General features: G+C 67.0%; 11 protein-coding genes. 5 read left to right on the forward strand and 6 right to left on the reverse strand.

What is annotated here, in order from left to right; genetic code table 11:
- A partial coding sequence (locus VGH54_RS21850; protein ID WP_331514186.1) for a nucleoside hydrolase occupies positions 1-355 on the forward strand: 355 nt, incomplete at its 5' end.
- A 7-nt stretch (positions 356-362) separates the two neighbouring features.
- Here VGH54_RS21850 and VGH54_RS21855 read toward each other — a convergent pair.
- The 3 genes from VGH54_RS21855 to VGH54_RS21865 all read right to left on the reverse strand — a co-directional run bounded on the left by VGH54_RS21855 (position 363) and on the right by VGH54_RS21865 (position 4,467).
- Positions 363-1,910: a DNA polymerase Y family protein gene (locus tag VGH54_RS21855; protein ID WP_331514196.1), complete on the reverse strand. Its 1,548-nt coding sequence runs from the start codon at positions 1,908-1,910 to the stop codon at positions 363-365.
- A gap of 319 nt (positions 1,911-2,229) precedes the next feature.
- A complete protein-coding gene (locus VGH54_RS21860; protein ID WP_331514187.1) occupies positions 2,230-3,624 on the reverse strand; it encodes a hypothetical protein in 1,395 nt (464 codons plus the stop codon).
- A 168-nt stretch (positions 3,625-3,792) separates the two neighbouring features.
- A complete protein-coding gene (locus tag VGH54_RS21865) occupies positions 3,793-4,467 on the reverse strand; it encodes a hypothetical protein (RefSeq protein WP_331514188.1) in 675 nt (224 codons plus the stop codon).
- 218 nt (positions 4,468-4,685) lie between these two features.
- On the opposite strand from VGH54_RS21865, the gene VGH54_RS21870 reads away from it, so the two are divergent.
- Entirely contained in the window at positions 4,686-5,222 is a 537-nt protein-coding gene (locus tag VGH54_RS21870; RefSeq protein WP_331514189.1) for an NUDIX hydrolase, read from the forward strand.
- Between the two features lie 11 nt (positions 5,223-5,233).
- On the opposite strand, the gene VGH54_RS21875 is transcribed toward VGH54_RS21870, so the two are convergent.
- A complete protein-coding gene (locus tag VGH54_RS21875; RefSeq protein ID WP_331514190.1) occupies positions 5,234-5,806 on the reverse strand; it encodes a TetR/AcrR family transcriptional regulator in 573 nt (190 codons plus the stop codon).
- An 11-nt stretch (positions 5,807-5,817) separates the two neighbouring features.
- Positions 5,818-6,807, reverse strand: a complete 990-nt coding sequence (locus tag VGH54_RS21880) for an NAD-dependent epimerase/dehydratase family protein (protein ID WP_331514191.1) — start codon at positions 6,805-6,807, stop codon at positions 5,818-5,820.
- Between the two features lie 83 nt (positions 6,808-6,890).
- Here VGH54_RS21880 and VGH54_RS21885 point away from each other — a divergent pair, with 83 nt between their 5' ends.
- Together VGH54_RS21885 and VGH54_RS21890 are read left to right on the forward strand one after the other, a co-directional pair.
- Complete coding sequence (locus VGH54_RS21885) at positions 6,891-7,700, forward strand: SDR family NAD(P)-dependent oxidoreductase (RefSeq protein WP_331514192.1); 810 nt, start codon at positions 6,891-6,893, stop codon at positions 7,698-7,700.
- A gap of 66 nt (positions 7,701-7,766) precedes the next feature.
- Positions 7,767-8,327 (forward strand): carboxymuconolactone decarboxylase family protein, encoded by a 561-nt coding sequence (locus tag VGH54_RS21890; RefSeq protein WP_331514193.1) that lies wholly within the window; start codon positions 7,767-7,769, stop codon positions 8,325-8,327.
- 13 nt (positions 8,328-8,340) lie between these two features.
- Here VGH54_RS21890 and guaA read toward each other — a convergent pair whose 3' ends face one another.
- Positions 8,341-9,894, reverse strand: a complete 1,554-nt coding sequence (guaA, locus tag VGH54_RS21895; protein WP_331514194.1) for a glutamine-hydrolyzing GMP synthase — start codon at positions 9,892-9,894, stop codon at positions 8,341-8,343.
- Between the two features lie 122 nt (positions 9,895-10,016).
- Here guaA and VGH54_RS21900 point away from each other — a divergent pair.
- The coding region (locus tag VGH54_RS21900; RefSeq protein WP_331514195.1) for a TauD/TfdA family dioxygenase at positions 10,017-10,778 on the forward strand (762 nt) is incomplete at its 3' end.

Raw genomic sequence — 10,778 nt, forward strand, 5'->3', positions numbered from 1 at the left:
CGTCGACGACGAGCCGGGCACCCGGTCGTCGTCGCCGAACGCGTTGATTCGGGTGATCGAGGACGCGATGCGCTTCTACCTGGAGTCCTATCACCGCCTCGGACACGGTTATCAGGCACATCTGCACGACCCGCTGGCCGCAGCGGTCGCACTGGACCCGCAGCTGCTCGCCACCCGGCCGGCGACGGTGGATGTCGAGCTGACCGGAACGCTGACCCGCGGTATGACGGTCACCGACTGGTCAGGACGCTGGGGCCGAAAGGCCAACGCGCTGATCGGTGTTGGCGTTGACCCGACGGTGTTCTTCGACCGGTTCGTCGATCGGGTGGGGCCATTCGCCGCATCGCTGGTCTGACTGGCCTTTACTCGTATATTCCCTCCAGATACCACCTCCGTTGCCGGTAGCACAGCAGCAGCGCGGTACCGGGATCGGACGCCCGCTCACCTTCCAGGAGCGCCTGGATACGCGCGGTGCGGCCGGCCGCGCGATCCGGATCCCACCACCGTTCGTCGACCGGCCACGGTCCGGCCCACCAGCGCAACCGGTCGTCACGGTCGCGGGCAGTCAGCCGCGCCGGGTCGGCGGAAAGCAGTCCACGGCTGGTAACTCGCACCGAATTACCTTGAATGTCAAGTAATTCCACCGGGTCATCGAGTAACACCGTTGGAGATGGCTCCGGCAGTTGACCGGGCCATGGCAGACCCGCGTCGGCGCGCGGCACCAGCTCGTCGCCCAGCGGCGTCAACGTGATGCGCTCGGCCGGCCCGCGACCGCCGGACAGCACCGGCACTTGCACCGCCTCCGGACCGAGCAGGCCCTGCACCCGTACCAGCGCTCGACGGGCCCGCATCCTGTCCTCTTCGCCGAGACCGCCCCATAGCGGCAACTGCAGCGCCCCCGCCGACACCACCTCCACCGCGTGCAGCCGTAACAGCACTATCGGCGCGGTAGGTCGATCCACGACGATCCGGGTGTTCAACCAGCCGTCCAGCTGCCAGCGCACCCGGTCGGCCGTGGCATCCTCGGTCAACGGCTCGGCACAGCGCCAAACCCGAGTCAGCTCTTCACCATTGGCGGTGACGGCGTGGACAGCCAGCCGAGTGCAGCCCACCCCGACTGCCATCAACGTCTGATGCAACGCGCTGGCCAATGAGCGCCCGGCGAATGCCGCGGCGTCGACCCGGTCGATCGGTGGATCGCAGTGCAGCACCGCATCGAGTTCGGCCGGCGGCTCTTGCCCGGACGGCCCGCGTTCCGGCTCACCGCGGGCGAACCGGTGCGCGCTCACCGCGTCGGCCCCGAACCGGGAAGCCACGTCAGTGCGTGACAGCGCGGCGAACTGCCCAATGGTGCGGATTCCCATCCGCCACAGCAGATCCGCCAGATCCGCCCGCCCCGGACCGGACAGGCTTGGCTCGGTGGCGAGTTGCTGGATCGACAGCGCCGACAGAAATCGCGCGTCTTCTCCCGCCGCTACAACGCGGCCCGCACGGGCGGCGAATACCGCGGTGGACAGCTGATCGGCTACACCGACCTGACACTCGGCGCCGGCGGCGGCCACTGCATCGGTCAGTCGTTCGGCCACCAGCTGTTCGGACCCGAAGAAGCGTGCCGCCCCGCGGGCCGGCAACACCACCAGGCCGGGACGCAACACCTCGGCGCGGGGCACCAGGTCGTCCACCGACGCGACGACCCCTTCGAAGAAGCGGGCGTCGCGGTCGGCGTCGGCGGCCACGACGTGCAGTTGCGGACAGCGGGCCGACGCCTCGCGGCGCCGCAGCCCTCGCCGCACACCCACTGAACGGGCCGCCGACGAACAGGCGATCACCCGGTTGGCCAGCGTGACAGCGACCGGGGCCGTCGCCGGCAGTCCCGCGGCGGCCGCGGCGGCAACCGCGGGCCAGTCCATGCACCAAATCGCCAATACCCGGGAAGCCACGCTTACCGTTCCTGATTGCTGAGCAGGAGTGAGTCCTGTGCGGCCCGAACGGTGTTGGCCGCTGCGGTGGGTGTTGTCCGGTGGACCGGCACGCCTCGTCGTCGTTGTGGGCGTGGCGGTGAGCCGGAACCACGGCACCGTCGTGGTGTGGTGCTGGGCTGGTGGTCGGGTCTGGCCGGTGAAGTGCCCACACTCGTCCGCTGTCGAGTGCGAGGTCCCGCCGGCCGCCGCCTGATCGCCAAGCCCAGGCCACGTCGCCCGATCGCGGCAGCCGCCCCGTGGTGGACGGTCACGGTGGCCGGATCGGAAGTCTGTTGTTGTAAGGGTTTGCGCCAGTGCTGGGCACCCCAGCGGCTGGTGTAGGCCGCATCCACCCCGATGATCGCGATCCCACAGCGCGAGGCCATGCGGTCAGCCGGGTGCGGAACTTTCCGGTAGGAATGCCAGCGACGTTGCGGCGGAACCGTTTCCCGCGCCCTCCGCGGCCCAGGGTCTCCCGCCCGGTAGCGCGCGCGTCAGCGAAATCGAGATTCTCCACCACGATCGCCGAGCAGTTCTGCTGGTGGGCCAGCTCGAGCAGCGTGCTGATGGCCGCACGGACCCGCCCATCGCGCCGCGATGCTTTTAGCCCCGCGGTATCGACGGCAATGCTGACGGGCTCACCGAGCGGATTGCCCGACGAGTCGAGCAGACAGCATGCGAGATGATCCGCATTGAGGTCCACACCCAGCACCGGCCCCGCCCGCACGTCGTCGAGCTCGGGGGGTGGCGCGGGACTGGTAGCCCACGATGCATCCAAATACCAACGCCCACGGCCGGGGTCGTAGCTGATGTCGTAGCGCACCGCTTGTCGCGCAGCCACCCGCCCCCACCATTCGGCGCCGCGGTGGCTGAACTGCACAGGCGCGGCGATCACCAGATGGGTGCCGAATTCGTCGACGAGGGCGCCGGGCACCTTGATGCGCAGCCGGCCCGCCTCATCGACGCGGATGGTCTCATTGCCCCCGGCCTTGCCCGACTCCCCGTCGGCGGTCAAAAACATCCGCGCCGCATCCCACTTGGTGCGCCACTGCTGGTCGGTCATGCCGGCGTCGTCGAGGTGGTTGCGGTTGTGCCACAACCGTTTCCCACCCACTGCGATCGACGGTTGACCCGCGGTCAACGCCTCCTCGGCGGTGGCCAACCGGGTACGCAACACCGCCAGACGGCGGGTCTTGGCGAACCGCTCCGCGGCGTTGCGATACCCACGCCACCGGCGACGCCGCGATCGGCCGCCGGTGTTGCTGTCTTCGACCGGCACGAGCTCGCCGGGAGACAACACGCACCGCTGCTCAAGCACCTCCTCCGCGGCGCGCAGATTCGCTACCTGGGCGACCAGGCCCCGCATCCCCAGCTGGTACTGATCCTCCACGGCCCGGGTGATCGCACCGGCCCACCGCGACGACGACACCGCCGTGAGGCCCTGCTTACGCTTCGCACGCCACACAGCGTGGGCCTTATGGTCCAAGCGACCCAGCCCGACCCGCCCCGCTAGCTCACGCCGATACACCGAACCCAACAGCTCACCGACCGCGGCCAGCGCCTCGGCTTCAGCGACTGTGGGATGAATCCGGGTCCGAATCCGCACACCTGCTGGCGCGCCGGCCACCACAGGATCACCAATCACGCGCAACCGTTCACCCACGTCGCCATCCTGACCGCCGGCTCCGACAAATATCGCCGGACCGAAACCAGCGACACGCCGTCTGCGGATGCACACCCTGCAACCAGCCCACTCCGTCAGATTCACCCCACCAGACCCCCTCCAGCACATACTTTCGCTCACTACCACTCAGTAATTCGCGAGCAGTTGCTACCCCGTCCGAGCCCGCCTGATCGCCCGCCCGGCGCCACACACCTCGAGCCGCACCTTGCTGATCCGTCCGAAACCCGGTTTATCCGAAGTAGTTTCGTAACCGCAGACTCGAGCTTCCAGTCGTATCGAGGCACCCTGCCAGTCGCCGTCGGTGACCAGCAGCGTGCAGCCTTTCTGGCGAGCACGGGCCACCACGGCCCGGGCCCGGGTCAGCGGCACCGAGCGCCCGCCCAGCGCCAGCACGATCAGATCCATCCCGTCCATCAGCACCGCCGCCACCTCCACCGGGTCGGTCCCGGGATCGGGGATCACCGCAAGCCGGCTCAGATCGGCTCCCATTTCCACCGCCGCCAGCAGGCCGACATCCGGCTGGCCGACAATGGCTGCGTTCCCACCGGCGGCCGTCACCGCGGCCACCATGCTCAGCGGCAGCGACCGGGCACCCAACAGCACCGCCACCGTTCCCCGTGGCAACGCGTCGGGCAACACCGTGGCCAGCAACTGCGGAACCGAAAGCCTGGCCTCCGAATCCGGAAGCAGGTCATGCTCGTCGACATGACTGCGCCGAGGTGTACCAACCTTCCCGGATACCGACGCCATCTGCCGGCGCAGTTGTTTCAGCTGTTCAGCACGGTCGTGATGAGGCTGATCGGTGGCGAGAATCGCCGTCATCACACCTCCTGGCGGCACGAGTGTTACCAATGATGTTCGAATGTATGTTCGATAAAATCAGTCAACACCCACCCGCCGACACCGTCAAGAAACGTGAGAGGCGGTTTCATACCACCGGTACTCGTGTGGCTTCTGGTGCCTGGAGGCGACGACGTCACCACCCGCGTGTCGCGGATCCTGCGCCGAGTCGACCGAATCGCAGACCTGATACTGGCTGCGTGTCCTTCATCGAACGCATCGCATCCCGCGAGGTCTATCGGAACCCGTGGTTGGTACTGCGAGAAGACGACATTCGTCGGCCCGACGGCAGCCACGGCATCTACTCCGTGGTGGACAAGCCGCCCTATGCACTGGTGATCCCCTACGACGGGCAGCGCTTCCGGTTGGTCGAGCAGTTCCGGTATCCCCTCGGCGCGCGGCGATGGGAATTCCCGCAAGGCACCGCTCCGGGTCTGGCCGACCTCGAACCCACCGAGCTGGCCGCGCAGGAGCTGCGCGAGGAGACCGGATTGCGCGCGACGTCGTTCGAGGCCCTCGGCCTGCTCGATGTGGCTGCCGGAATGAGCAGCCAGCGCGGGTGGGTGTTTCTGGCCACCGGAATCACCGCGGGAGATGCGGACCGCGAACACGAGGAACAAGACATGCGCAGCGAGTGGTTCGCCCGCGAAGACGTCGAGGAGATGATCCGCTCGGGGGTGCTGCCCGACGCGCAGTCGGTCGCCGCCTACGGCCTGTTCCTGCTGTCCGGCCGATAGACACCTCCTGGCTAGCTGGCAGAAAGCCCGGCGGCGGCCCGGATGTGGCGGCGCACCGCGGCGCGGTCCGGATCGGGAAAAATATAGTGGCTCAACGCGGTTCGTGCGATTGCGCCGGCAAGGTCGCGGGGGTCCACCGCGGCGGCGAAGGCGTCCTCGCGGGCGCAGCGCCGCAGGACCACCGTCAACCCTTCGGTCAGCACGGGCAACGCTTGCGCCATCTGTTCGTGCGCGAACGCCGGCTCGAGGTCGAGCAACCGACCGGGCGGCTGAGCCTCGACGAAAGTCGCGATGACGTCGACCGCGGCTTCCAGTCGTGCGCCTCCGACGACCCCCGACATCGCTTTGTCCATCGCCGCATCGAGACGGCTGCGCTCGCGCCTGCCCAGCGCATCGATAAGTTCTTCCTTGGACGCGAAATAGCGGTAAATAGTGGGCCGTGACACCCCGGACAGAGTCGCGACGTCGGAGAGCGACATCTTTCGCGCTCCCATCCGGAACACGAGCCGCTGGGCCGCATCGAGGATCCGATCGGCCAGATCCCCATGATCTGAACCGGATCGGCGTGGTTCGGTAATTGACACGACCGCAGCCCTTACAGCTTGCCGAGTCCACGCAGCCACGAGATCAACAGCCGCAGCCCGTCGTCGAAGGAGATGGGGTCATAACCGAGGCGCCGGGCCGTCAGGTTGTCGTTGGTTCTCAGCTTGCGCTCGCTCTTGGCCGCCGCTTTCGCGATGGCCATCAAGGTGGGCCCGAATTCGGCGGTCAATGCCTCGGGATCCGTGCGGTAATCGAGATCCTCGACACGATGGTCGATTCCGGCGATCTCGCAGGCACGATTGATTCCGCCCGCGGTGCTGAAGCTTTCCTGCGGCCGGCCGACCAACAGGTAGCGCTCACCGGGCACACCGCGGTCCAGCGCCGCAATCGAGCCCGTCGCGACGTCTTTGCCGGCCACCCACGTCACGGGAAATGCAAGATAGCGCTTGATCTTTCCGCGCATGCCCGCCAGCAGCACTCGGTTGAAACTGGTTCGGTGCAAGGCGCGTTCGACGACCGGGGCAGGGCCGAAGATCGCGCCCGGATGACACGTCAGCACGTCGTCGCCCGCGGCGGCGCGCCGGTGTGCTTCCTGAAAGGCGGCGAGCTTGGTCACGGTGTAGGGGTCTTTGGGTGGGTTGTCCAGCACGGGTGCCTCTTCGAAGTCGACCCCGGTGCTCAGATCGAGGAAGGTGGCGGTGCTCAGGGCCACCACCCGGCGCATGCCGTGGGACTTCGCCGCGTCCAGGACGTTGGTGGTGCCGACCATGTTGACGGCCTTGAAGTCGTCGAGGTCCTGGCTCGCGCCGCCCAATAACGCCGCACAGTGGATGGCCGCCTCCGCACCCTCGGTCGCGCGCCGCACGTCGTCGGCGTCGCGGATGTCGCCTTTGACCAGCTCTACTCCGATTTCGGACAGCGCAGCGGCTTCGCCCGGATTGCGGACCAGGGCCCGAACCTGATCTCCCCGCTGGATCAACTGCTCGCAGACGTTGCCGCCGGTCTGCCCGGTCGCGCCGGTGACGAAGATCGTGCTGGGCATGCCGTCCTCCTACGGTGTTACATATCGAACATATTTAGTCACGACTGTAAACCTTGACGTGCGATTGTTCTATATTCAGATTCATGGCACTCGACCCCTCAAGCGTCCTTCTCACCGACCGCGTCGCGGTTGTCACCGGCGGCGGCGCGGGCATCGGCCGCGGCATCGCGGCGGGCTTCAAAGCATTCGGTGCGCAGGTGGCGGTCTGGGAACGCAATCCCGAATCGTGCGCGTCCGCCGCAGCGGAGATCGGTGCGCTGGGCATCCCCACCGACGTGCGAGACAGCGCCGCGGTCGACGCCGCGCTCGCTCAGACCACAGCCGAGCTCGGGCCGGTGACGATCCTGGTCAACAACGCCGGTGGCGTCTTCTGGTCGGGGATCCTCGATACCACCGAGAACGGCTGGGACGCGCTGTACAAGTCCAATCTGCGTCACGTCTACCTGTGCACCCAGCGGGTGGCCCGGGGCATCGTCGAGCAGAAGTTGACCGGCAGCATCATCAGCGTCACGTCGATCGAAGGCGTCCGCGCCGCACCGGGTTACGCGGCCTACGCGGCGGCCAAGGCCGGCGTCATCAACTACACCAAGACCGCGGCACTCGAACTCGCCCCGCACGGCATCCGGATCAACGCCCTGGCCCCCGACATCACCTTGACCGAAGGGATCATGCAGATTGCCCCGCCGGGGTCCGAAGAGCGGTTCGGCCGCACGGTTCCGATGGGACGCGCAGGCCACGTCGACGAGATGGCAGGCGCAGCAGTATTTCTCGCGTCCGACATGTCCAGCTACATCACTGGCCAGACGATCCACGTCGACGGCGGTACCCAGGCCGCCAGCGGCTGGTACCACCATCCGGAAAACGCCGCGTACGTGCTCGGCCCGAGTGGCTGAGTCTGGACATCGAGTCCTCCCAACGCCGGTCTTTTCGGTGACGCTAAAGAAAGTTAGCCTGATTCGATGCCGCGTATTGCGCCAATCCCGATGCAAGAGCTCAGCTCACAGTCCCGCGAAATCGTGGAGGCCGGCGTCGCGGCCGGGCTCTATGCGACCCCGGTTCCCCTGCAGATCTTCGCGTATCGCAGCGCGCAGCTCGAACAAGTCAACATGGCCAGGACTCACCTCGGGGCGGCTACCCTGCTCGGCGGCCGGATATTGGAGCTGTTGCGTATCCGCAGCGCCCAGCTGGGCGAGTGCGAGCCCTGCAGCCAATCACGCAAGCATGACTCGATCACCGACGAGGATGTCGCGTGCCTGCTCGCCCCGGGCCACGGCGCGCTGACGCCGCAGGAGCAGATGGCCGTCGAGTTCATCGACCTGCTCTCCGCTGATCACCACGCGATGGACGACGAGTTCTACAAGCGGTTAGGAGAGCACTTCAGCGCCGCACAGATCGTCGAGCTGGGGTTCACCTGCGCCGGGGTGATGGGACTGCACCGCTTCATCCACACCCTCGACGTTTACGGCGAGTCGACGCCTGTCATCGCCTATTCCTCCGACCAGGTCGATTCGGCGAGGTGATTTAGCCGCCTCGCTATTCCCACTCGATGGTGCCGGGCGGCTTGCTGGTGACATCGAGCACCACTCGGTTGACCTCGGCCACCTCGTTGGTGATCCGGGTCGAAATCCGTTCCAGCACTTCGTACGGCACCCGCGTCCAGTCGGCGGTCATGGCGTCCTCGCTGGAAACGGGTCGCAACACGATCGGATGTCCGTAGGTCCGGCCGTCGCCCTGCACGCCCACTGACCGGACGTCGGCGAGCAGCACCACCGGGCACTGCCAGATCTGCTGGTCCTGACCCGCCGAGGTCAGCTCCTCGCGCGCGATCAAGTCGGCGCAGCGCAGCGTGTCCAGCCGCGCCGCGGTGACTTCGCCGACGATGCGGATCGCCAGGCCCGGCCCCGGAAATGGCTGGCGCGCAACGATTTCCTCGGGCAGGCCCAATTCGCGTCCCACTGCGCGTACCTCGTCTTTGAACAGAAGTCGCAGGGGCTCGACAAGGGAGAACTTGAGATCATCCGGCAGGCCGCCGACATTGTGGTGGCTTTTGATGTTCGCGGCACCGGTCCCGCCGCCGGACTCCACCACGTCGGGATATAGCGTTCCTTGCACAAGATACTCAGTCTCGTTGTCCCCCAGCGCATCCCGCACTGCGCCTTCAAACGCACGAATGAACTGCCGCCCGATGATCTTGCGCTTGCCCTCGGGATTGGTCACCCCGCACAGCGCCTCGAGGAAGGTCGCCTCCGCGTCGACCGTCACCAGGTTGGCGCCGGTTGCGGCGACGAAGTCGCGCTGCACCTGGGCGCGCTCGCCGGCGCGCAACAGCCCGTGGTCGACGAACACACACGTCAACCGGTCCCCGATAGCGCGTTGCACCAGCGCGGCGGCCACGGCCGAATCCACCCCGCCGGACAGCCCGCAGATCGCGTGGCCGTCGCCGACCTGAGTGCGGACCTGTTCGATCAATGCCTCGGCGATGCCGGCCGGTGTCCAATCCGCGGCGATTCCGGCGAATTCGAGCAGGAACCGGGTCAGCACCTGCTGCCCATGCGGCGTGTGCAGGACCTCGGGGTGGTACTGCACGCCGGCCAGTCGCCGCGACCGATTCTCGAAGGCGGCTACCGGTGCACCCGCGCTGGTGGCCACCACGTCGAACCCGTCCGGCGCCGAGGTGACGGCGTCACCGTGACTCATCCAGACCGGCTGGGTGTCAGGGAGATCCGAATGCAGTTCACCGCCAACGACTTTCAGCTCAGTTCGGCCGTATTCACTGGTGCCGGTGTGCGCGACGGTGCCGCCGAGCGCCTGGGCCATCGCCTGAAATCCGTAGCAGATACCGAACACCGGCACGCCAAGGTCGAACAACGCCGGGTCGAGTTGCGGTGCCCCCTCGGCGTACACGCTGGCCGGGCCGCCGGACAACACCACCGCCTGCGGATCGCGGGCCTTAATCTCGTCGACCGACGCGGTATGCGGGATCACTTCGGAGAACACCCGCGCCTCACGCACCCGGCGGGCGATCAACTGGGCGTATTGCGCGCCGAAATCGACGACCAGCACAGGACGGGGCGATGCTGACTCCACCGGCACAGTCTAGAGGCGCACCCTCACCCGCTCTTCGCTTGACACGAGTGTAGTCATGTGTCTACGCTCGCGATCAGATAGGCGTAGTCAAATGACTACACCACAGCCGAGAGGACATCACCATGACGGCTCCGTCGACATCGACATTGACCGTGACCCGATTGGGCAGCCGCATCGGTGCCCGCGTCGACGGCGTGCAACTGGCCGGCGATCTGGATACCGACACCGTCGAGCAGATCCGAAACGCCCTGTTGCGCCACAAAGTCATCTTCTTCCGCGACCAGCACCACCTCGACGACGCGCAACAGCATGCTTTCGCCACCCGCATCGGCACGCCCATCGCCCACCCCGCGGTGCAGCAGGAGACCATGCCGATCATCACGCCGATCAACTCCGACTACGGCAAGGCCAACCGCTGGCACACCGACGTGACGTTCGTTGCGAACTATCCGGCGGCATCGATCCTGCGCGCGGTTACCCTGCCGACCTATGGCGGATCGACGCTGTGGGCCTCCACCGCCGCGGCCTACCACGCGCTGCCCGAGCCGCTCAAACACCTCGCCGACAATCTCTGGGCGCTGCACAGCAACCGTTTCGACTATGTCGCCCCGCTGCAGGCGCAGACCGACGACCAGAAATCGCACCGGGCCCGGTTCGAGAAAATCGACTTTCGCACCGAGCATCCCGTCGTACGGGTGCACCCCGAGACCGGTGAACGCACCCTGGTGGCCGGGGATTTCGTGCGCGGCTTCGTCGGGATGGACAATTACGAGTCGCAAACCCTCCTCGAGTTGCTGCAACGACGAATCACCATGCCGGAGAACACTGTTCGATGGAACTGGGCACCGGGCGACGTCGCCATCTGGGACAACCGCGCTACCCAG

Origin of the sequence: Mycobacterium sp. (assembly GCF_036488105.1) — a bacterium.
Lineage (GTDB): Bacteria > Actinomycetota > Actinomycetes > Mycobacteriales > Mycobacteriaceae > Mycobacterium.

What these genes read in the sequence shown, in the direction of transcription:
- VGH54_RS21855 (WP_331514196.1), bottom strand. Translation starts at nt 1,910, where the DNA reads ATGGACTGGCCCGCGGTTGCCGCCGCGGCCGCCGCGGGACTGCCGGCG.
- VGH54_RS21865 (WP_331514188.1), bottom strand. Translation starts at nt 4,467, where the DNA reads ATGACGGCGATTCTCGCCACCGATCAGCCTCATCACGACCGTGCTGAA.
- VGH54_RS21880 (WP_331514191.1), bottom strand. Translation starts at nt 6,807, where the DNA reads ATGCCCAGCACGATCTTCGTCACCGGCGCGACCGGGCAGACCGGCGGC.
- VGH54_RS21885 (WP_331514192.1), top strand. Translation starts at nt 6,891, where the DNA reads ATGGCACTCGACCCCTCAAGCGTCCTTCTCACCGACCGCGTCGCGGTT.
- VGH54_RS21890 (WP_331514193.1), top strand. Translation starts at nt 7,767, where the DNA reads ATGCCGCGTATTGCGCCAATCCCGATGCAAGAGCTCAGCTCACAGTCC.